Source organism: Duganella zoogloeoides (assembly GCF_034479515.1).
Taxonomy (GTDB): Bacteria; Pseudomonadota; Gammaproteobacteria; order Burkholderiales; family Burkholderiaceae_D; genus Rugamonas; species Rugamonas zoogloeoides.
In genome coordinates this window covers 3372825-3394826 of the sequence record NZ_CP140152.1, presented here as the reverse complement: position 1 = coordinate 3394826, position 22002 = coordinate 3372825, and the positions used below count along the sequence as shown (strand labels likewise).

Here is a 22002-nt window from a genome sequence, read left to right as displayed (position 1 = left end):
AAGCGGCTAGCGGGCTTCGCTGGCGGTTTGTGGCTGGGATAGCACGACTGCCATTTCGGCCATTGCCTTGAACAGCGGCGCCGTCAGCATGGCAGTGTGAGCAGGCGTGGGATCGAGCTCGGGGCCGCCAGCCGGGATGGCGCGGCGCAGGTGGCAGCGCACCACTGTTAGGCCGTAGCGGTTGACCAGCGCCGCCAGCTGTGGCAGCGTGTCGCGCATGAATTGCATGGCAGAAGTATGGGCGGCGCCCACTTCCATCAGCACGCCGTTGGCTGAGGTGGGTTCGACCTGGATTACCACCCGGCCCATGCCCGGCAACATCAATTCGAGGCGCAGCGCCACCCGGGGCCGGCGCCGGCGCGGCGCGTTGTCTTCCGATTCGCGCACCACCACCTTGAGCACCAGCCGTTCGGTGCCCCATGCGAACACGGCAAAACGCCATGGCTCCATTTCCGTCACCAGTGGCAAGCCGGGACGGCCCTCACGCACGGCAGACGGATTGTGGTCGGCCATGAACAGGCTCGATGGCACATGCAGGCCCTTCGCTTGATCGAGCCAGGCGGCGCGCTGCTGGCCGTACGTGCGCACCATCACTTGCCACGAGGCGGCCATCATGGCGGCGTCGGGCGGATGCGAGGTAAGCTGGCGCGACAGGAACACCTGGTTGGGCCGCATGGCGGACGAATCGACGATATCGGCCACGTCGAGCGCTGCTTCGACCAGCGCCTGCATGGCGGGATGGTTGGCCGGTTGCGTGTCGGGGCCATCGAGCAGGGTGCCGGCCGGCAGCGCGACCGGTAGCGCTCCGACCGCATACCGGCTGTCGGGATCGAGCGGGCCGCGCAGCACCGGACCTGGCGGGTTCTGCCGGTCGGGAATGCTGGCGGGTCGCGCGGCTGCGCCGAGACGGTCTACCATTCGCGTTGCTCATCAATAAAGGGTGAAAAAAAAGCCAACCGACATGCCGGTTGGCTCCTCTGCGACCGGCGCCATCAGGCGCCGGGCGATGCAATATTATTGCAGCAGGGACATTACCAGCGACGACATGCTGTTGCTTTGCTTCAGCATTGCGGTACCAGCTTGCAGCAACATCTGGTTCGACGTCATCGAAGCCGATTCCGTTGCGAAGTCGGTGTCCATGATACGGCCGGAAGCCGATTCGGTGTTGGTCGAAATGTTCGACAGGTTGCTGTTGATGTGGTCCAGACGGTTGATGGTCGCGCCCAGTGCCGAGTTCACAACACCGACTTTGTCAATCGCGTCCGACAGCAGCTGGATGGTGGCGTTGGCGTTCGAGGTCAGTTCAGCCGCGTTGGTGATGGCGGTGGTGTAGTTCGACGATGCCGAGCTCAGCGCGCTGGTCAGACCGGTCATGGCGCTGGCCACGGTCACGGTCATCGTTTCCGACTGCGAAGCGCCGATCTGGAAGGTCATCGAGCTTGCCAGGGTGCCGCCGGCCAGCAGGGTGGTGCCGCCGAAGGTGGTGTTGTTCATCACGTTGGACAGTTCTTTGCCCAGTGCGTCGAACTCGGACTGCATTGCTTCCTTGTCCTTGGTGCTCGACGACACGTCGGCTGCCTGGGTGGCTAAATCTTTCATGCGGACCAGCATGTTGGTCACCTGGTTGAAGGCGCCCGATGCGGTTTGCAGCATCGAGGTAGCGTTCTGCGTGTTTTTCATGGCCATGGCCATGCCGCTGGTCTGAGCCTTCAGACGGGTGGCGATCTGCAGGCCGGCTGCATCGTCGGATGCGGTGTTGATGCGGTAGCCGGTGCTCAGGCGCGTCATCGACGTCGACAGGTTGCTCTGCGTTTTAGCGATTGCGTTCTGTGCGGACAGGGCAGCGTTGTTGGTGTGAAGGCTCAGCATGTTGTTACTCCTGGGTTGGGTGATGTCAGTTTAGAGCATCGGGGTTGTCCTGCTCTCAACTACACAAGGCGACATCACGGGACGCTTGATTAAATGCTTTCCAGAAATTTTCTGAAATTATTTTCAAACCAGTGAACGCAGCACGAAAAGCGGCCGGTTGAGAAACTCTCCCAAGCTGTCATCTCGGTGAACATTGTTGTCGTTCAGGTCATGATAGGTGGCATCAGCGGCGCTGCCTGTGGCAATGCCGATGTGGTCAATGGCCCAGCGCCCGGCCGTGCCGTCGCGGATGAAGGCAATCATCTCGGCCTTGGTGCCGGTGTCGAACAAAGGCAGGTTGCGGTCGCCTTTCCAGTTGAATCCTAGCTGGAACGCCATGTGGCGGCACGAGCCGGCCAGGCGGTTCAGCGTGTCGAGCACACTTTGCCGCGCGCGCTCGCGCGACAGACCCGGGTCGCCGTAGTCGTCGCCGATATGGTGCAACACGTTGAGCAGCAGACAAAGGTCAATAGCATCATGGAAGTCGTGCTGGAAGTCGACGTAGCGCGCCTCGGTTCTGACGATTTGTTCCAGTCCCAGTTCCCGTGCTGCGGCAGTGACGAATTGCGCATGGGCTGCGTTGCCTTCGAAATACAGGACTTCGGCGGCGCCCCGGCTCGCGCATTCGAGGGTGAAAAAGCCGGTATTGCCGCCAATGTCGGCAAGGCGCAGCCCGCGTACCGGCTGGCGCGCCAGCAGATAGTCGAGGCGCGCTTCCTCGTGGCGCGAACTGATGGCCAGCTGATCCTGAGCCAGCAGTGCGCGCAGCGGCCGGGCCAGCACCTGATAGTTGCTGTGTTTGCTAGTCCGGCTATACAGCTCGGCCAGGGTCGGAGTGGGATGGTTCATGGCTGGGCCTGTTCGTGACGGTAAAGCGGCATGCTGTCATGCCGATGGAAAATATCACTGGGAGCGATGGCCGCCTGTTGCGCTGCCAGCGCGGCCGCGCTGAAGTTGTGATAGCTCGGTGGCCCGGCCCGCAAGCCTCCGGACCAGTAATAGCATGGCAGGGGGGCGGCGCTGGCAGAATTTGCCGCTGCCGCTGCCGCTGCCGCTGCAGTGCAGAAACCGTAATCGGCCAGGAAGGCGTCGAAGATGCCGGTCGGGTGGTCGACCACCAGTTGCATCGGCCCCCACAGGCGCGGGTTCGCTTCGATCATATAGCATGTGCCATCGGCTGCGCGCCGCACCTCGATCATGATCAGGCCGTGGAAGCGGACCTGGGCAAGCAGCGCCAGGTAGGGTAGCGCATCGGCTTGCAAATGGAAATCGTCAGCACGCGCCAGGATGACCGAGCCGCCCTCGGGCTGCTGCACCAGGTTTTCCTGGGAAAACAGCACAGGCTCCCCGCTGATCGGCACGTACGCAAGCAGATACAGGCTGCGCCCGTCGACGTATTGCTGATAATAGAAGTCGCGGCTGTCCTCCCCGCGCAGGAACCGTTCGCGTTCGACCGGGCCGTACACCAAGTGCGGTTTGAGCTGGCGGGTGCCTATCCCCGCATAGCTGCGTGGCTTGGCGACAAACGGGAACCGCTCGGGCAAGGTATCGTATTCGCCCGGCACGGCGATGCCGGCATCGCTGCACAGGCGGCCGAAGCTATGCTTGTCCGACAGCCGGCAATACAGCGCTTGGTCCACCAGCGGCACCACGCAGCCGGCCTGTCCCAGTTCTTCGCGGTGCGCCAGCATGAAGCGGTTGAGGAACTCGGTCGAGGGCAGCAGCAGCAGCCGCTCGTAACCATGCTGCGCGCGCAGCAATGCGGCCCAGTGGACGAAGTGCGCCAGAGCCAACTGCGAGCTGTCGCGGGTCAGTAACACGTGCGCGGCGTAATTGGTGAGGAAGATCGGGTCGGACCCATCGCGCGCGACCAGGTGGAACGGCACCCCGCGCGCCGTGGCCCAGCGGCAAAACGCGACCACGGCGCGGATGTTATAACCAGAAAGGATCAGGACGCCCTGCGCCATGGTGCGCTCCAATCAGCCCAGCTCTTGAATGCGCATGCGCATGATCTGCACCACGGTGGCGATCATGTCGGCATCCATGGTCTGGCCGGTTGGCAGCACGATCACGCGCGCAGCCACCACGCCCGTGTGGGGCAGCATCAGCCCGGCATGGGGGAACAGGCTGCGGTACGGCTCCATATTGTGGCAGCCCGGCCAGAAATAGCGGCGCGCGATCACGTTTTCCGCCTGCAGGGCGTCGATCAGCTGGTCGCGCGTGGCGGGGCATTCGGGGCCGACTTCCACGACCACGTACTGGTAGTTGTGACGCTCGCCCGTCTCCATCGACAGCAGGCGCAGGCCGCGCACGTCGCGCAGGGCATCGCGGTAGGCGTGGTAGTTGCGCCGGTTGGCGTCCACCACGTCGTCAAGCGCCTTCAGGTTGACCAGTCCCATGGCTGCGTTGATTTCGACCATCTTGCCATTGGTGCCGGGATGGACCACGCGATCAAAACCGGCAAAACCGAAGTTGCGCATCAGGCGCATGGTCTGGGCCAGTTCGTCGTCGTTGGTGACCACGGCGCCGCCTTCGAAAGTGTTGAAGAACTTGGTGGCGTGGAAGCTGAGCACCTCGCACGCGCCAAAGTTGCCGATCATCCTGCCCTGGTGCATGCAGGAAAACGCGTGGGCGGCGTCGAACATCAGTTTTAAGCCGTGTTCGTCGGCGATGTCCTGCAGCTCGCGCACCGGCGCGGCGCGGCCCCACAGGTGCACGCCGATGATGCCGGTGGTGCGCGGGGTGATCATGCGCCGCACTGCGTCGGGCGAGAGCAGATGGGTGACCGGATCGATGTCGGCGAACACCGGCGTGATCGATTGCCACTGCAATGCGTGGGCGGTGGCGACGAAGGTGTAGGACGGCACGATGACCTCGCCCTCCATGCCGAGTGCGCGGATGGCGATTTCAAGCGCGATGGTGCCGTTGCACATTGCCACGCAATGCTTGACGCCAAGGTGGGCTTCGATCTCGCGCTCGAATTGTTGCACCAGCGGGCCGTTGTTGCTGAGCCAGCGGCGGTCGAAGATGTCGTTGGCGTATTGCATGAATGCGGCCCGGTCGCCCATGTTGGGGCGGCCCACGTGCAGCGATTCGGCAAACGCCGGGACAGCGCCATGAATAGCCAGATCTTGTGGCGTGCGAATGGTTTTCATACGTTGTCGCTTGCCGAAGCCGGCAGCAAATCTTCCAGTTCGACATCAATCGGCCCCGGCGCAATGCCTGCACACCAGCGTTGCCACATGATGCGCAGGGCGCGTTCGAGGCCGTAGGCGGCCACGGCCGGTTGTCCCAGCAGCGACTCGTTGTAGCGTGCACGTAGCGTGATGCGCAGGGCAGCCAGGGTTGGTATGTTATTGGACAGGAATACCGCGCGCTTGACAAAGAGATCGGGATCTTCGGTGACGAACGCATCGAGACCGACATGGGTAAGATAGGACGCGCTGCCATGACTGGCCATGGTCGGGCCGGTCATGGTGAGGGTTGGCACGCCCATCCACAGTCCGTGCAGCAAGGTGGTGGCACCGGTGTAGGGGAACGGATTGAGCAGGACATCGATTTCGTGGTGCAGCAGCAGATAGTCGCGCATCGAGCCGCGCGGACGCACGTCGAGCCGGTCCGCAGCAATGCCTTCGTCGGCAAACCAGCCGAGCACCGTCGCGGACGAGCGCCCTGCGCCCAGGCCGCCCAGCAGCATGCGCGCGTCTGGCAAGGCGTGCAGCACGCGTGACCAGAGTGCGATGACGTCTCGGCTGAGCTTGTTGGCGCGGCTGAAACTGCCGAACGTCAGCACGCCCGTGGTCAGCGCCGGCAAGGGCTTGATCGGCGGCGAGTACTGTTCCGGCAAGAATGAGGAGCTCAGCGGGATGCGCACGATGTGTTCTGTAAACTGGCGATCGAACCGCCCCACCGGCATGCGCAACTTGTCGCTGATGTAATAATCAACACCAAGCAGCCCGGTGGTGCCCGCATAGCCGAGCCAACTGGCCTGGATCGGCGCCGGCCTGCGGGCGAACAGCTGCAGGCGGTTGGCGGCAGAATGGCCGGCGAGATCAATCAGGATGTCGATTTCCTGCTCGCGCACCAGTCGCTCGGCGCCGTCGAGGGAAAGCTCGGCAATGCTGTGCCAGTGCGCAAACAACGGTTTCAGACGCGACGTGGTCTTGTCCTCCATCAGCTTGTTGTAGAACGCATGCAGCTCCAATGCGGGCTCGCGCGCCAGCAAGAGCGCCAGTGGCTCGAAAAAGCTGACCAATGCGTGGTTGTTGAAGTCACCGGAAACGAAGCCCACGCGCAGCTTGCGGTCGAGGTCCGGCTGGTTCGGGTGCGGCGCCCAGGAGGCGCGCAGCGGCGCTTCGTACTGGTCGCCGAACAGGCAGTGTTCGTGGAACAGCTGGTCGGGGTCGGAGGAGGCATGGCTGAGCATGAACAGCAGGTTGCTGCGTAACGAAGCATCATCGGGCAAGCCTTGCATGGCCAGGCGGCAGGCCGCCTCCGCCTGGTCGAATTGCCCTTCGTCGAGCAGTATGGGCACCATGCTGGTCAGGGTCTCGGGATGGGCGGGCTCGATCGCCAGCGCCTGCTCGAAACTGGCCATGGCCTGATCGATGTCACCGAGCTTGAAGTAACTGCGACCCAGCTCGGAATACAGGGACGCATCGCCGGGTGCATGCGCCAGGCCCTCCAGGCACTCCCCGACCGCGTCCGCGTAGCGTTCTTGCCGCATCAGTGCCGACACCAGGTTGCGCCGCGCCGGCAGGAAGTCCGGGCGTTGCGTCAGCGCTTGCCGGGCATGGCGCTCGGCAGTCGCGAAGTCGCGCAGGTTGTAATACAGCGCGCTGATATTGGCGTGCGCCAGCGCCAGGTCCGGCGCCAGCTCCAGGGCGCGCCGATAGGCCGCCATCGATTCGTCGTGGCGACCGAGTCGATGCAGTGCGACGCCCATGTTGGCGTAGCCATCGGCAGAGTCCGGCTGCAGGCGCAGCCCTTGCTCGTAATGCGCCAGCGCAGTGTCAAGGTCGCCACTTTCCTGCAGTGCGATGGCCTTGTTGAGCCACACTGCGGCATGCTGGGGATCGATGGCCAGCGCGCGGTCGTAGCTGCGCAGCGCGCTTTCGTAATCGTGCATGCCCTGCTGGGCAGCCGCCATCACGATGTGGGCAAGCATGTTGTCCGGGTCGAGCGCCAGCGCCCGTTCGCAGGCAGCCAGGCTGTCGGCGTAGGCGGCGCGCTGGCACAGCAGGTCGCCCAGGCCACGGTGCAGGTCTGAATCGTTCTCCTGCACAGCCAGCGCCAGGCGGTACTGTTGTTCAGCTTCATCGTTGCGGCGTTGCGCGTGCAACAGCAGTGCCAGGTTGGCATGCAGGGCGTTCAGGCCCTGATCAAGCGCGATCGCGCGCAGTTGCGCATCGATGGCGCCATCGAACTGGCCCATGCCTTGCAAGGTCGTGCCCAAGTTGGCCCAGGCTTCACCGTTGTCCGGCAGCAGATCGATAACCTGCCGGTACAGTGGCAGCGCTTGGTCGTAGCGCTGCATCGCGCGCAAGGTATCGGCCAGGTAGGTCAGCAGTTGCGGGTCTTGTGGCGCCAGCGCCAGGGCAGCGCGATAGCTGGCGACGGCCTCCCCGTGTTGGCCCGCATCGCGCAGGCTGTTGCCGAGATTGAAGTGAGCGGCCAGGTTACCCGGGTCGGCACCAAGGGCGCGGCGGTAGCTTTGCTGCGCCTCGGTGTGGCGGCCCAGCGCATCGAGCGCCGAACCGAGGTTGCAGTGGGCAGTGCCATACTGCGGCGCAAGTTCGATCGCCCGCAGGTACAAGGGTAGCGACGCTTGCGGGTCGCCGGCATTTTGCAGGGCGTCGCCCAGGTGGGTGTGGGCTTCGGCATCGTGCGGCGCCAGCGCGATCAGGCGCTGCAGGGCGGCGATCGGATTCTTGCCTTGCAGTTGCAGGGCTGTGCCCAGCACGCTCCAGCCAAAGGTCGATCGCGGGTGACGCGCCAGCAGCGCTTGCGTGGCTTGCTCCATGTCGGCGTGGCGGCCGGCGTTGTAGAGGTCGATGATGACTTGCCGGGCCGCGTCGTTCGGTTCTACCGGCAGGGCGGCGCTGGCCTGCGCCACCAGTTGTTCGATGGTAGGGCTTTGATAACCGCGCGATTGCACGTGGTCAACGATATCGAGCGCTTCGCCCGGCTCGCCCGTTTGCACCAGCCCGCGCGCCAGCGATAACCAGAACTCACCCTCGTCGGGCGCCAGTTGCACCGCGCGGCGCAAGTCAAGCACCGCTTGCGCATGCCGTCCCAGCCGTCCCAGCAGCAGGCCGCGATTGTGCAGCACCAGCGCATGGTCGGGCGCGCTGGCGAGGATGGCGTCATAGTCTTTCAGTGCGTCCTCGAGCCGGCCGGCCTGGTGGTGGGCGATCGCCTGCGCCAACAGGGCGTCCGGCGTGGCGGTGGAATCGTGTGCATCCATGGGCGAAGAACGTTAATTTTATGATGACCAATTGTAACGCCTATTCTTTGCCCCAGGATAGAGTATTTCCCGAAAGAATTACGGGGCGTCCTTGGACGCCCCGTAGAGTGTTGTAAGCAGTGATCGCCTTACATATTCGGATAGTTCGGGCCGCCGCCACCTTCCGGCGTCACCCACACGATGTTCTGGGTAGGATCCTTGATATCGCAGGTTTTACAGTGCACGCAGTTCTGGGCATTGATCTGCAGACGGTCGGCGCCGGCGTCGGTCTTGACGAACTCGTACACGCCGGCCGGACAGTAGCGCGCCTCCGGGCCCGCGTACTGGGCCAGATTCACATCGACCGGCACGCTCGGGTTTTTCAGCGTCAGGTGGATCGGCTGGTCTTCGGCGTGGTTGGTGTTGGAGATGAACACCGACGACAGGCGGTCGAACGTCAGCTTGCCATCGGGTTTCGGATACACGATCGGCGCGAACTGCGACGCCGGCTTGAGGCACTCGTGGTCGGCGTGCGAGTGGTGCAGGGTCCATGGCGCCTTGCCGCGGAACACAATCTGGTCGATGCCGGTCATCAGCGCGCCGATATATAAACCCTTGTTGAGCCATGGCTTGACGTTGCGCGCCACGTGCAGTTCTTCGTGCAGCCACGATTGTTCGAAGGCCGTGGAGAAGGCGGCCAGTTCGTCGTGCTGGCGGCCGGCGCCCAGCGCGGCCACGGCAGCTTCAGCGGCCAGCATGCCAGACTTGATGGCGGCGTGGCTGCCCTTGATACGGCTCATGTTGAGGAAGCCGGCGTCGCAGCCGATCAGCGCGCCACCGGCAAAGACCAGCTTGGGCAGCGATTGCAGGCCGCCGGCCGTGATCGCGCGGGCGCCGTACGACACACGCTTGCCGCCTTCGAGGAACTGGCGGATTTCCGGGTGGGTCTTGTAGCGCTGGAATTCCTCGTACGGCGACAGGTACGGGTTTTCGTAGTTCAGACCGACCACGTAGCCGACCATTACCTGGTTGTTTTCCATGTGGTACAGGAACGAGCCGCCGTAGGTCTTGCTGTCGAGCGGCCAGCCGGTGGTGTGGATCACCAGGCCGGGCTGGTGCTTGGCCGGGTCGATTTCCCACAGTTCCTTGATACCGATGCCGTACGACTGCGGATCCTTGCCCTTGCTCAGGTCGTACTTGGCGATCAGCTGCTTGCCCAGGTGGCCGCGCGAGCCTTCCGCGAACAGCGTGTACTTGCCGTGCAGTTCCATGCCAAGCTGGAAGTCGGGGCCCGCTTCGCCATCGCGCTTGACGCCCATGTTGCCGGTCGCCACACCCTTGACCGAGCCGTCGTCGTTGTACAGGATCTCGGCGGCCGGGAAGCCGGGGAAGATTTCCACGCCAAGGCTTTCGGCCTGCTCACCCAGCCAGCGCACCACGTTGCCGAGCGAGATCACGTAATTGCCGTGGTTCTCGAAGCAGGCGGGCAGGGCGAAGTTCGGGGTCTGGTATGACTTGGTCTCGGTGAGGAACAGCACGCGGTCTTCGGTGACGGCGGTGTTGAGCGGCGCGCCTTTCTCTTTCCAGTCGGGAATCAGCTCTGTGAGCGCGCGCGGGTCCATGACGGCGCCCGACAGGATGTGTGCACCGAGTTCGCCGCCTTTTTCCAGCACGACCACCGAGGTGTCGGGCGAAAGTTGCTTGATCTTGATTGCCGCCGACAAGCCTGCCGGACCGCCGCCGACGATGACGACGTCGTACTCCATCGCCTCGCGTGGACCGTACTGTTCGATGAGATTCTGGGGCTGTGTCATATTTTTATAGTGTGCTTATCGTATATTGGGTGATGGGGAAAATTTTAGCACGAGTGTGCTTCTTTTTCGGTCCGATTGCAATGGTGGCGCTATTCTGAGGGACATCATTAGACATCGCAATCTAATCTGGCATTTTGTGTAATGATTGCGATCAGACAGTGCGAGCAGAAAAGCGCTGTGCATTTCGTGATCGTCATACAGAGGAGCTGCCGTGGGCATAGAAGTCAATTTTGAGGGAAAAATCGCGTTGGTGACCGGCGCCTCGAGCGGCCTCGGCGCCAGGTTTGCCAAGGTGCTGGCCCAGGCTGGCGCGCAGGTGGTACTGGCTTCGCGCAGCACCGAGCGCCTGAAAGAGTTGCGTGCCGAGATAGAAGCCGACGGTGGTGCCGCCCACGTGGTGAGCCTGGACGTGACCGACTACGCCAGCATCAAGTCGGCGATCGCCCATGCCGAAACCGAGGCCGGCCCGATCGATATCCTGGTCAACAATTCCGGCGTTTCCACCACCCAGCGCCTGGTGGATGTGACCCCGGACGATTACGACTTCGTGATGGACACGAATTTGCGCGGCGCCTTTTTTGTGGCCCAGCAAACCGCCAAGCGCATGATCGCGCGCGCCAAGGGCGACCCCAGCAAGAAACACCGCATCATCAATATCGCCTCGGTGGCCGGCCTGCGCGTGATGCCGCAGATCGGCGTGTACTGCACCAGCAAGGCCGGCGTGGTGCAAATGACCAAGGCGATGGCGGTGGAGTGGGGCAAATACGGCATCAACACCAACGCCATTTGCCCCGGCTACATTTCCACCGAGATCAATGAAGCATATTTCGCCAGCGAGCAGGGCCAGCGCCTGATCGACTTGCTGCCACGTAAGCGGCCGGGCAAGCCTGAAGATCTTGATGGCTTGTTGTTGCTGTTGGCGGGAGAGGATGCCAATTTTATTAACGGCGCTATCATTTCTGCGGATGACGGAATGACGGCAATGTAATTAGAAGCGCATGCCGACGAGTTTATGTACCAGTTCGGAAGACGTGGCCGCTGAAAACTTGCGCATTAATTTGGCGCGGTGCATTTCGACGGTGCGGGGGCTGAGGTCGATCTGGCGGGCGATGGTCTTGCTGGTTTTGCCTTCCACCAGCAGCGCGGCGATTTCGCGTTCGCGCGGGGTGAGGTCGGCGGTGACCGGGCGTTTTTCGCTGACGTCCTCGAAGGTCCAGATGCCGGCGCCCAACGGTTCCTCGCCGTGCATCGGGTTGCCGGTGACGTGGCACCAGAACAGCTCACCGTCGGCACGGCGCATGATGCGCTCGTCGGAATAACGGCCCCTGGCCGTCATGATGGGAATGATGCGGTCGCCCGTGCGCAGGAATTCGTCCATGGTCGGATACAGCGCCAGGAAGGACATGCCCTGCAATTGCGCGCGCGTGTAGCCGAACATGGCAGCGAGGGTGTCGTTGGCATTCTGGATCACGCGGTTTTCCGAGATACACATGCCGACCGGCGCTTGCAGGAAGATGGTTTCGTAGTCGATAACGGTGGATGGATTCATGGCGTAATGACGGACAGATTAACTGCGATCAATTGGCGGTGGTTATTGGCGGTAGTTCTACGGTATTGTGCTTTTATTTAGGCTATTCTATGCTCAGACTCCGTACAACAAAAAAAGTTTAGTATTGAGTCGTTTTGATTGAGCGAATTGAGATAACAAGGGACAATATGAACAAAATCTACCCCGATGCCGCCAGCGCGCTGGCCGGTGTCGTGCAAGACGGTCAAACCATTGCCGTGGGCGGCTTCGGCCTGTGCGGCATCCCCGAAGCCCTGATCGGCGCGCTGCGCGACTCCGGCGTCACGGGCCTGACCGCCATTTCCAACAACGCTGGCGTGGACGGCTTCGGCCTCGGCCAGTTGCTGGAAACCCGCCAGATCAAGAAAATGATCGCGTCCTACGTGGGCGAAAACAAGGAATTCGCACGCCAGTACCTGGCCGGCGAACTGGAACTCGAATTCACGCCGCAAGGCACGCTGGCCGAAAAACTGCGCGCCGGTGGCGCCGGCATCCCGGCCTTCTTCACCAAGACCGGCGTGGGCACCATCGTCGCAGACGGCAAGGAAATCCGCGAGTTCGACGGCGAACAATACGTCATGGAACGCAGCCTGGTGGCCGATGTGGCGCTGGTCAAGGCCTGGAAGGCCGACAAGGCCGGCAACCTGGTGTTCCGCAAAACCGCGCGCAACTTCAACCCGAACGCCGCCATGGCCGGCAAGATCACCATCGTCGAAGTCGAGCAGCTGGTGGAAATCGGCGAGATCGACCCGGACGCCGTGCACCTGCCCAGCATCTTCGTGCACCGCATCGTGGTCAACGCCACGCCGGAAAAACGCATCGAGCAGCGCACGGTCCGCGCCAACCCGGCATCGAACTAATAACGGAGAAAAACATGGCATGGACTCGTGATGAAATGGCCGCGCGCGCGGCCAAGGAACTGCAAGACGGATATTACGTCAACCTCGGCATTGGTTTGCCTACGCTGGTGGCCAACTATGTACCGGAGGGCATGGAAGTATTCCTGCAATCGGAAAATGGCTTGCTGGGCATCGGCCCGTTCCCTACCGACGATGAAGTCGACGCCGACCTGATCAATGCCGGCAAGCAGACTGTCACCGCGCTGCCGGGCGCAGCGTATTTCAGCTCGGCCGATTCGTTTGGCATGATCCGGGGCGGCAAGATCAACCTGGCCATCCTCGGCGCGATGCAAGTGTCCGAGCGCGGCGACCTGGCCAACTGGATGATTCCAGGCAAAATGGTCAAGGGCATGGGCGGCGCGATGGACCTGGTGGCCGGCGTCAAGCGGGTGGTGGTGCTGATGGAGCACGTGGCTACCGCCAAGGACGGCACCACGTCGCACAAACTGCTGAAAAAATGCGACCTGCCGCTGACCGGCGTGGGCGTGGTGGACCTGATCGTCACCGACCTCGGCGTGCTGGAAGTCGGCGACACCGGCCTCAAGGTGATCGAACTGGCGCCGGGCGTGACCAGGGACCAGATCGTTGCCGCCACCGGCGTGGAACTGGACCTGACGGCACTGTAAGACGATTGTCAGCCGTAAAAAAGCCGCGCCGCCACCGCCGCGCGGCTTTTTTGCGACCGGCCGCCACGCAGGCCGCTCCTGGATCGGCGTGGTGGCAACGACAGTTACGGGACCTGCATGGTCCGTGCGGATGTTACGGGGCAGGCTTGCTCAACACACGTGTTACGCTGCCGGCGACAGCCTCGGCAGCCAGGCGGGCAAGTTCAGGCGTGACCACGGTTGGCGCCCAGCCCGGCGATGCCACGGTATCGGCGCCGGCATATCACCAGCGTAGCGGCAACTGTCAACACCGCTGCAATAATCGACAGCAGATCCTGGCCGCCGTGGGTGACCACAGCCGGCTGGCCTGAGTGCATGAAAGCCGCACTGAATTGCTTGCCCGTGTACTGGGCGCCGATCACCAGTTCGTCGTCGTTGATCGCATTGACCACGTACAGGCCGAAGCCGCCCGGATGCACGGTCATCTTGCCGTCGCGGTACACGAAGGCGCGGCGCTCGTCGCCAATGCGGATGCTGCCCACCACGTGGCCGGCGGTGTTGATATCGGTGGCAAAGCTGTTGCCGTAGCCGATCAACGCGCCGAGGTCGGTCATCTTTCCCTCTTTCCACATGAATGCGTGCCAGCGGCGCCCGGCGGTTTCCGCCGTGCCGACGACCACGCCCTGGTCGTTGACCGCGCTGGCGGCGCTCGAACGGCCACCCAGCGTGCCGATATCTTGCATGGCCGCTCCCGGCCGGGAGAGGAAAGCGCGCCGGTAGCCATTGGGCAGGGCGGCCGCGCCCACCACCACGCCGTGGTTGTTGATGTCGGTGGCGTAGCTGACCTGGCCGCCGAGGGTGCCGAGATCGACCGGGCCGTGCACGCCGTCGCTGCGGAAGGCGTGAAAAGTGCCATCGGCCGTATCGGCAAATCCCACGACCTGGCCGGCGTCGTTGATGGCCGCGCCGTGGCTGCTGCGTCCGCCCAAGGTGCCGAGATCGCGCATGGCCAGTGGATTCCCGGCGCGGGCTGCTGGCGCGACGAAAGCGCGCCAGTAGCCGTCGGCGTTTTGCGCCGTGCCGACCACGTCCCCGGCGTGGTTGATGCCGCCCGCGTAGCTGTCGCTGCCGCCCAGCGTGCCCAGTTCGACCATGTCCTTTCGGTAGAGTACCGCGCGGCGCACGCCGTGTTCATTCTCGATGGTGCCGGCCATCTGGCCGCTGCTGCTGATGGCGACGGCAAAGCTGGCGTCGGTTTTGCTGGTAGGAAGTGTTACAGGGGTAAGGGCCGGCATGCTGTCTCCTCGGTCTTTGAATGACGGGAGCAGCGCAAGAGCCATGCCATGGCGGTGTCAAGGGCTGGGCGAGCCCCGATGTCCGGAAGCGGACAGCAGTGCTGTTCATTTTCGGATAAAAAAAACCCCGCACATCGCTGTGCGAGGTTTTTTTTGCGACACTACCGGTGATCAGTGTGCTGGTACGGGTGCCACCACAGGTGGCAGATCGTTCTTGACCAGGGTCGAACCAGGGTTGTTCAGCTCAGCATGCATGGTTTCCATGTTCAGCTCTTTTTCCCATTTGGAGACAACTACCGCTGCCACGCCGTTGCCGACGAAGTTGGTCAGTGCACGGCATTCGCTCATGAAGCGGTCGATACCGAGGATCAGCGCCATGCCGGCCACTGGGATCGTTGGTACCACGGCCAGGGTGGCGGCCAGGGTGATGAAGCCGGCGCCGGTGATGCCGGAAGCGCCTTTCGAGGTCAGCATGGCAACGCCGAGGATGGTCAGCTCTTGCATCAGGGTCAGCTCGGTATTGGTTGCCTGGGCAACGAACAGGGCGGCCATGGTCATGTAGATGTTGGTGCCGTCCAGGTTGAACGAGTAGCCGGTTGGAACCACCAGGCCGACGACCGGCTTGGAGCAGCCCAGGCGTTCGAGCTTGGTCATCAGCGAAGGCAGCGCGCTTTCCGACGAGCTGGTACCGAGGACGATCAGCAGTTCTTCCTTGATGTAGCGGACGAATTTGAAGATCGAGAAACCGGTGTAGCGGGCGATCAGGCCCAGCACGACGAACACGAACAGGCCGCAAGTCAGGTAGAACGAACCCATCAGTTTAGCCAGCGGGATCAGCGAAGCCAGGCCGTATTTACCGATGGTGAAGGCCATCGCGCCGAAGGCACCGATTGGAGCGACCTTCATGATGATGTTGACGACGCCGAAGATGACGTGCGACAGCTCGTCGATCAGCTTGGTGATCGGACGGCCACGCTCGCCCAGCAGCGACAGCGAGAAACCGAACAGGATGGCGATCAGCAGCACTTGCAGAATGTCACCCTTGGCGAACGCATCCACGAAAGTTTTCGGGATGATGTTCATGATGAAGTCGGTGGTGGTCAGGCCTTCGGCGTGCGTGTATTGCTCGATCGACTTGGCATCCAGGTGGGCTGGATCGGCGTTGAAGCCGGCGCCTGGTTTCAGAACGTTGGCAACGACCAGGCCGATGGCCAGGGCGAAGGTGGAGACCACTTCGAAGTACAGCAGCGCTTTGCCGCCGACGCGACCGATTTTTTTCACGTCCTGCATGCCGGCGATACCGGACACAACAGTACAGAAAATCACGGGGGCGATGATCATCTTGATCAGTTTGATGAAGCCGTCGCCGAGCGGCTTCATGGCCACGGCATCTTTGGGCAGGAATATGCCGAGCAGGATGCCGCACGCAATGGCGAACAGTACCTGGACGTACAGTACCTTATAGAATGGTTTTTTCACGGGGTCTCCTCGCGTTCAGTTGAGGAGGTCATCATCCGTGAAAATAACAGTTATCACTATTGTGGAAAACCGCAGGTGTTGCAGTTCCATCCGTTTTAGTGATAACCCGGTAAGCCGTCGCTTATGAGAAGGGCGTAGATATTACTGCGCGACCCAGCCGCCATCCATATTCCATGCCGCGCCACGTACCTGGCGGGCCGCGTCGCTGGCCAGGAACACCGCCAGCGCGCCGAGTTCTTCCGGCGTGACGAACTCGCCCGATGGTTGTTTATCCGACAGCAGTGCCTTTTTGGCTTCGTCGTTGCTAATGCCGTCCTTGGCGGCGCGGTCGTCCACCTGCTTCTGGACCAGCGGGGTCAGCACGAAGCCGGGGCAGATGGCATTGACGGTGACGCCGGTGCTGGCCGTTTCCAGCGCGCCCACCTTGGTCAGGCCCAGCAGGCCGTGCTTGGCTGCCACGTAGGCAGACTTGCCGGCCGAACCGACCAGGCCGTGGGTGGAGGCGAGGTTGATGATGCGGCCCCAGTTTTTCTTGCGCATGCCAGGCAGGACCAGGCGTGACGTGTGGAACGCCGAGCTCAGGTTGATGGCGATGATGGCGTCCCATTTCTCGATCGGGAAATCTTCGATATTGGCAACGAACTGGATGCCGGCGTTGTTGACCAGGATATCGACGCCGCCCAGTTTGTCGTCGGCAAAGGCGATCATTGCTGCGATCTCGGCCGGCTTGGACATGTCGGCGTTGTGATACAGCACCTGCATGCCGAACTCCTTGGCCAGGTCCGCTTGCAGGCGATCGATCTCGGCGGCGTCGCCAAAGCCGTTCAGTATCACGTTGGCGCCTTCGGCCGCGAAGCTGCGTGCGATGCCGAGGCCGATGCCCGATGTCGAGCCTGTTACCAATGCGGTTTTGCCGGTTAAACTTTTGTTCGTCATGGTGTCCTCTGGAGGGTTGGAGATAGAAGGCGTGCTGCGCTACACTGCGTTAGGATTTAAGCACATCGCCCGGTAAAATGTCATTAGAACCAACTTAAAAAATGATCAAGGAAACCGCATGACCGACGCCACCTCGAACTTTGTCACCTGCGTGTCACCTGCCGGTCTGCACCGGATGGCGTACAAGGAGTGGGGCGACCGTGACAATCCGCGTGTACTCATCTGCGTCCACGGCGTCACGCGTGTCGGCGACGACTTCGACCACCTGGCGCGCGCCTTGTGCGGCGATTACCGCGTGATCTGTCCCGACGTGGTCGGCCGTGGCCGCTCCGGCCGCTTGCAGAACCCGCAGTTCTACCGCATCCCCCAGTATGTCAGCGATATGGTGACCTTGCTCGCGCGTGTGACCAATGGCAGGGAAGATCAGACGGTGGACTGGTTCGGCACGTCGATGGGCGGCTTGATCGGCCTGGGCCTGGCGTCATTGCCCGGCAATCCGATCGGCAAGCTGGTGCTCAACGATATCGGCCCGGTGCTCGAACCGGTCGCGCTGCAGCGCATCGGCGACTATATCGGCCAGGACTTGCGGTTCAACTCTTTTGACGAAGGCGCGCAGTTCATCCGCGATGTCTCGGCCTCGTTCGGCCCGCATACCGAGCAGGAATGGCACAAGCTGGCCACCGACGTGCTGCGCCAGGATGCCGACGGCAAATGGGTGCGCCACTACGACATGGGCCTGGCGCTGCCGTTCCGTTCGGTGACGCCGGAGTCCGCCAAGGCCGACGAGGCCATGCTGTGGGCCGCCTACGACGCGGTGCAGTGCCCGACCTTGCTGGTGCGCGGCGCCCACTCCGACCTGCTCACGCGCGATACCGCGCAGTTGATGACGCAGCGCGGACCGAAAGCCACGCTGGTGGAGATTGCCGACGTGGGCCACGCGCCCACCTTCATCCACGACGACCAGATTGCGATTGCCCGCGCGTTTTTGCTGGGTTAGTAACATACCAACTACGTACTAATTAAATACTAAGCAAGCAACCACATAATAATAATTTTTAGGAAACCACCATGGAAATTACACGACTGCACGTCGGCCCCCGCCTGTCCGAAGCGGCCATCCACAACAACACCGTCTACCTGGCCGGCCAGGTGCCCGATGACACCAGCCTCGACATCGTCGGTCAAACCCGCGAAGTGCTGGCCCATATCGACCGCCTGCTGGCCGAGTGCGGCAGCGACAAGACCTGCATCCTCAGTTGCCAGATCTACCTGGCCGACCTGGCCGACTTCGACGGCATGAACCAGGAGTACGACGCCTGGGTGCCCGGCGCCCACTCGCCGCCGCGCGCCACCGTGCAAGCCAAACTGGCCAATCCTGATTGGCGCATCGAAATCGTCGTCGTCGCCGCCCAGCGCTAGGAGCATCATGGTTTCAACCACCGCGCTGGCTGGCGCCACGTCCGCCACCACCGATCCCTTGTTGTCGGGCCTGTCGCCAGATGACAGCATCCGCATGCAGTCCGCGCTCGACTTTGCCGGCGAGGCCTATGCCGGCCGCGTCACCAGCAGCGGCCAGGGCGCTCTTGAATTTGCCACCGGCGTGGCTGCCACGCTGGCCTATATGCGCAGCGACGTCGAAACCCGCATCGCCGGCCTGGTCTTCGAGCTGACCTTGCTCGACCCGGCCCAGGCGCCGCTGATCGAGCCGCGTTTCGGAACCGAAGTCGGCGACCTGGTCGCCGGTGTGCGCCAGCTGATCCGCTTGCGCGAACTCACGCAAACCCAGGCTCCGGCCCAGTCTGCCACCGGCGGACCGGCGCGCGGCCGCAACGCGGCCCAGCAAGCCGTGGCGCAAGTGGAAACGCTGCGCAAGATGCTGCTGGCGATGGCGTCCGACATGCGCGTGGTGCTGGTGCGGCTCGCGTCCTGCGTGACGACCTTGCGCTATTTCGCCGACATCAAGCTGTTCAACGACATGACCTGCGCTTACGGGCGCGAAACGCTGGACCTGTACGCGCCGCTGGCTAACCGGCTCGGCATCTGGCAACTGAAGTGGGAGCTGGAAGACCTGTCGTTCCGCTTCATCGAGCCCGATGCGTACAAGCGCATCGCCAAGATGCTCGAAGAAAAGCGCATGATGCGCGAAGGTTTTGTCACCAACGCGATTGCCCGCCTGCAGTCGGAGATGGCAGCGGCCGGCATCGAGGCCGAGGTGTTCGGCCGGCCCAAGCACATTTACTCGATCTGGAGCAAGATGAAGGGCAAGGAGCTCGACTTTACCGACCTCTACGATGTGCGTGCGTTCCGTGTGATCGTGGCCGACGTCAAGACCTGCTACACGGTGCTGGGCGTGGTGCACAATATCTGGACGCCGATTCCGAAAGAATTCGACGATTACATTTCGCGTCCCAAACCGAACGGCTACCAGTCGCTGCACACGGTGGTGACGGCCGAAGACGGCCGGCCGCTGGAAGTGCAGATCCGCACCCAGGAAATGCACAGCTTTGCCGAGTACGGCGTGGCCGCGCACTGGCGCTACAAGGAAGGCGGCGCCAACTCGGTCGGCCAGAAGTACGAAGAAAAGATCGCCTGGCTGCGCCAGTTGCTGGCGTGGAAAACCGATGTGGCGGAATCGGTGGTGGGCGAGGAAGACCAGCAGCGCGAATGGGTGGAAAAACTCAAGTCGGCCGCGCTCGACGACCGCATTTTCGTGCTGACGCCGCAGGCGCGCGTGATCGAACTGCCGGTGGGCGCCACGCCGATCGATTTTGCCTACTACCTGCACAGCGACGTGGGCCACCGCTGCCGCGGCGCGCGCGTCGATGGCATCATGGTGCCGTTGAATACGCAACTGAAAAACGGCCAGACCTGCGAGGTGATCACCGCCAAGGGCGCACCGGGCACGGCCGGACCGTCGCGCGACTGGCTCAGCGACGAATACACGGTTGCCACCCGCACGCGCTCGAAAATCCGCGCCTGGTTCCACGCCATCGACATGCAGGAAACCCTGTCGCATGGCCGTTCGATGGTGGAAAAAACCTTGCAGCGCGAAGGCAAGACCGCCGTCAACCTGGAAGCATTGGCCAACAAGCTCGGTTTTGCCAAGGTCGATGATTTGTTCCTGTCGGTGGGCAAAGACGAGTTCAGCCTGCGCCAGATCGAACATGCCCTGCACGACAGCGGCGAGCCGGTCGAGCCGGTCGATGAAGTGTTCCTCGGTAAAAGCCGGGCATCGAGCACGGAGCAGGGCGCCAAGTCGGGCGTGCTGGTCGTCGGCACCGAAGGATTGATGACGCAGCTGGCCAAGTGCTGCAAGCCGGCGCCGCCGGACGGCATCGTCGGCTTTGTTACGCGCGGCAAGGGCGTCTCGATCCACCGCGCCACCTGCAAGAATTTTGCCGAGATGCGCGCCAAGGCGCCCGAGCGCGTGATCGTCACCGAGTGGGGCCGCGCGGTCACCGACACGGTCTACCCGGTCGATATTTTCGTGCTGGCCAACGACCGCCAGGGCCTGCTGCGCGATATCTCGGAGGTGTTTTCGCGCGAGAAAATCAATGTCATCGGCGTCAACACCCAAAGTACCAAGGGCTTTGCGCGCATGACCTTTACCGCCGAAATCGGCGCCACGGCCCAGCTGCAAAAAGCCCTGAACGCCATTGCCGAAGTGGCGGGCGTGCAGGAGGCGCGGCGCAGCTAACCACGACGCCACACCAAGTTTAGTGGCGGGGGACGTCGGTGGTGGAGCAATTGTTGCGCGGCCCCCAGGCGGTGTCGTGGGTTACACAGACTGTCAGCCTGTTGTATGCGGTGCCTTTGTCGGCCAGGGTTACCACCGTACCGCCGCCAGCCCAGCCGCATAGTTCGCCATGCGGTATGTCCGTGCACTGGCCGTCAAGTACAGTGCGCTGCCAGGGTTGGTCGGCCGATGGCGATGGCTTGGCCAGCGGCGGCGGCAGGCGGTGCAACATGGCGGTCAGCTGCGCATGGTCGCGCACCAGCGTCAACCTGTAGCCGGCTTCGCGTAACAGCCGCAGCAAACCTGGTCCTGCCGCCGTGTCCGGCAGGTGGGCGGCGCCCAGTACCATGAACGGCAAGCGCTGGCCGGCGGTCATCTGCGGCAAGCGCGCCAGCCACTCGCGGTTGCGGGCGGCCAGCAGGTAGCGATCGGTGTCGAGCTGGTTCGGCGCCCTGGTCGGGTAGTCCTCCGCCATTGCCGTGGCTGCGGCGTTGCTCGTGTTTATCGCCAGCGCGATGCGCTGCACCCATTGCCAGTAGTTGGCATCCATCTTGGCAGCTTTTTCCTCCAGTTCACGGCGCTCGATCTCTGCAGCATCTTCAGGCTTGCCCAGTTGATCGAGCGGCGGCGCATGGCCGGCCTGGCGCAGTCGCATTTGCAATGCAGCCCGCGCCAGCGCGGTGCGCTGTGCCGGCGCCAGCGAGCAATACGCGTGGTAGCTGCTGGCCGGCGTATCGACCGACGCATACGGCCGCGGGTCGTCCAGCATCAGACGGGTCGCATAATTGGTGGTTAGCCGGGCAGGCAACTCCGGTGCTGGCTGCAGCTCCCACGGCGGCGTGTTTCGTCCTGTCGAGTTGAAGTAGGCGTCTTCGAATACCAGCTGGAACCGCATGAAGCGGCTGAAGCCGGTCACTGGCGCCGATGGCGGAAACACACCCCAGTGCGATGTGGGCAGCACTTCGGGCAACGCCGCATTCAGTGCGGGGTCCACCTGGGCCTCGTCCGCATGTTCGTCGGGGCAGGCCTGGTAGCGCAGGCTGGACTCGGCCTGGACCGGAGACGAGCGTTCGCTGAGCAACAGGCTGGAGGCGACGAACGCTGGCGCGATCACGGTCTTGAAATAGCGGTCGTACTGGCTGCGCATGCCCGCATGCGTTTCAGGCAGCAGGAAGATCAGCTGGCCGTTGCGTTCGGCAGCAACCAGGCGCGGCGGCAGCGGCCCGGCAGCGGTTGCGTGCGCAGCACCAGCAAAGCACATGGCGCACAGCGTTAAAATCATCGACAGATTCCGCACAACGCCTCCTGAAGCATGAAT

The 22002-nt window shown here is 62.9% G+C and carries 18 protein-coding genes; 6 read left to right on the top strand and 12 right to left on the bottom strand.

Translation table 11 applies throughout. From position 1 onward, the window contains the following. Nucleotides 1-6: 6 nt before the first annotated feature. The 7 genes from SR858_RS14945 to SR858_RS14915 form a co-directional block, all read right to left on the bottom strand. On the bottom strand, nucleotides 7-918 hold the full coding sequence (locus SR858_RS14945) for a hypothetical protein (protein WP_019919801.1): 912 nt from the start codon (nucleotides 916-918) through the stop codon (nucleotides 7-9). A 96-nt stretch (nucleotides 919-1014) separates the two neighbouring features. Next, the gene (locus SR858_RS14940; RefSeq protein WP_019919800.1) at nucleotides 1015-1869 is read right to left on the bottom strand and encodes a flagellin N-terminal helical domain-containing protein; all 855 of its coding nucleotides are present in this window, start codon (nucleotides 1867-1869) and stop codon (nucleotides 1015-1017) included. Nucleotides 1870-1992: 123 nt separating this feature from the next. Then, nucleotides 1993-2757 carry a class I SAM-dependent methyltransferase gene (locus SR858_RS14935; RefSeq protein WP_019919799.1) on the bottom strand — a complete coding sequence of 255 codons (765 nt, stop codon included), beginning with the start codon at nucleotides 2755-2757 and terminating at the stop codon, nucleotides 1993-1995. Further along, nucleotides 2754-3875 carry a hypothetical protein gene (locus tag SR858_RS14930; protein ID WP_154819700.1) on the bottom strand — a complete coding sequence of 374 codons (1122 nt, stop codon included), beginning with the start codon at nucleotides 3873-3875 and terminating at the stop codon, nucleotides 2754-2756. The genes SR858_RS14935 and SR858_RS14930 overlap by 4 nt, the downstream gene beginning before the upstream one ends. 12 nt (nucleotides 3876-3887) lie before the next feature. Beyond that, nucleotides 3888-5063, bottom strand: a complete 1176-nt coding sequence (locus tag SR858_RS14925; RefSeq protein ID WP_019919798.1) for a DegT/DnrJ/EryC1/StrS family aminotransferase — start codon at nucleotides 5061-5063, stop codon at nucleotides 3888-3890. Then, nucleotides 5060-8374, bottom strand: coding sequence for a tetratricopeptide repeat protein (locus SR858_RS14920; RefSeq protein WP_019919797.1), 3315 nt, complete (start codon nucleotides 8372-8374; stop codon nucleotides 5060-5062). The genes SR858_RS14925 and SR858_RS14920 overlap by 4 nt, the downstream gene beginning before the upstream one ends. A 128-nt stretch (nucleotides 8375-8502) precedes the next feature. After that, a complete protein-coding gene (locus tag SR858_RS14915) occupies nucleotides 8503-10167 on the bottom strand; it encodes an electron transfer flavoprotein-ubiquinone oxidoreductase (RefSeq protein ID WP_019919796.1) in 1665 nt (554 codons plus the stop codon). Between the two features lie 211 nt (nucleotides 10168-10378). Between SR858_RS14915 and SR858_RS14910 the strand changes: the two genes are divergently transcribed. Further along, on the top strand, nucleotides 10379-11155 hold the full coding sequence (locus tag SR858_RS14910; protein ID WP_019919795.1) for an SDR family oxidoreductase: 777 nt from the start codon (nucleotides 10379-10381) through the stop codon (nucleotides 11153-11155). Here SR858_RS14910 and SR858_RS14905 read toward each other — a convergent pair whose 3' ends face one another. Further along, the gene (locus SR858_RS14905; protein ID WP_019919794.1) at nucleotides 11156-11716 is read right to left on the bottom strand and encodes a LuxR C-terminal-related transcriptional regulator; all 561 of its coding nucleotides are present in this window, start codon (nucleotides 11714-11716) and stop codon (nucleotides 11156-11158) included. Between the two features lie 167 nt (nucleotides 11717-11883). Between SR858_RS14905 and SR858_RS14900 the strand changes: the two genes are divergently transcribed. Further along, nucleotides 11884-12594, top strand: coding sequence for a CoA transferase subunit A (locus tag SR858_RS14900; protein ID WP_019919793.1), 711 nt, complete (start codon nucleotides 11884-11886; stop codon nucleotides 12592-12594). Nucleotides 12595-12608: 14 nt separating this feature from the next. After that, nucleotides 12609-13259 (top strand): CoA transferase subunit B, encoded by a 651-nt coding sequence (locus tag SR858_RS14895; protein ID WP_084669770.1) that lies wholly within the window; start codon nucleotides 12609-12611, stop codon nucleotides 13257-13259. 203 nt (nucleotides 13260-13462) lie between these two features. Here the strand turns inward: SR858_RS14895 and SR858_RS14890 are convergent, their stop codons facing one another. From SR858_RS14890 to SR858_RS14880, 3 genes are all read right to left on the bottom strand, one after another. Further along, nucleotides 13463-14533 carry a DUF3466 family protein gene (locus tag SR858_RS14890; protein ID WP_019919791.1) on the bottom strand — a complete coding sequence of 357 codons (1071 nt, stop codon included), beginning with the start codon at nucleotides 14531-14533 and terminating at the stop codon, nucleotides 13463-13465. A 171-nt stretch (nucleotides 14534-14704) separates the two neighbouring features. Next, nucleotides 14705-16012 (bottom strand): dicarboxylate/amino acid:cation symporter, encoded by a 1308-nt coding sequence (locus tag SR858_RS14885; protein WP_019919790.1) that lies wholly within the window; start codon nucleotides 16010-16012, stop codon nucleotides 14705-14707. A 141-nt stretch (nucleotides 16013-16153) separates the two neighbouring features. After that, the gene (locus SR858_RS14880; RefSeq protein ID WP_019919789.1) at nucleotides 16154-16948 is read right to left on the bottom strand and encodes a 3-hydroxybutyrate dehydrogenase; all 795 of its coding nucleotides are present in this window, start codon (nucleotides 16946-16948) and stop codon (nucleotides 16154-16156) included. Nucleotides 16949-17066: 118 nt separating this feature from the next. Between SR858_RS14880 and SR858_RS14875 the strand changes: the two genes are divergently transcribed. The 3 genes from SR858_RS14875 to SR858_RS14865 all read left to right on the top strand — a co-directional run bounded on the left by SR858_RS14875 (nucleotide 17067) and on the right by SR858_RS14865 (nucleotide 20645). Further along, nucleotides 17067-17945: an alpha/beta fold hydrolase gene (locus SR858_RS14875; RefSeq protein ID WP_019919788.1), complete on the top strand. Its 879-nt coding sequence runs from the start codon at nucleotides 17067-17069 to the stop codon at nucleotides 17943-17945. A 71-nt stretch (nucleotides 17946-18016) separates the two neighbouring features. Next, nucleotides 18017-18367 carry a RidA family protein gene (locus SR858_RS14870; protein ID WP_019919787.1) on the top strand — a complete coding sequence of 117 codons (351 nt, stop codon included), beginning with the start codon at nucleotides 18017-18019 and terminating at the stop codon, nucleotides 18365-18367. Between the two features lie 7 nt (nucleotides 18368-18374). Then, the gene (locus tag SR858_RS14865; protein WP_019919786.1) at nucleotides 18375-20645 is read left to right on the top strand and encodes a RelA/SpoT family protein; all 2271 of its coding nucleotides are present in this window, start codon (nucleotides 18375-18377) and stop codon (nucleotides 20643-20645) included. A 19-nt stretch (nucleotides 20646-20664) separates the two neighbouring features. Here the strand turns inward: SR858_RS14865 and SR858_RS14860 are convergent, their stop codons facing one another. Continuing rightward, a complete protein-coding gene (locus tag SR858_RS14860) occupies nucleotides 20665-21966 on the bottom strand; it encodes a TraB/GumN family protein (RefSeq protein ID WP_019919785.1) in 1302 nt (433 codons plus the stop codon). Nucleotides 21967-22002: the final 36 nt, after the last annotated feature.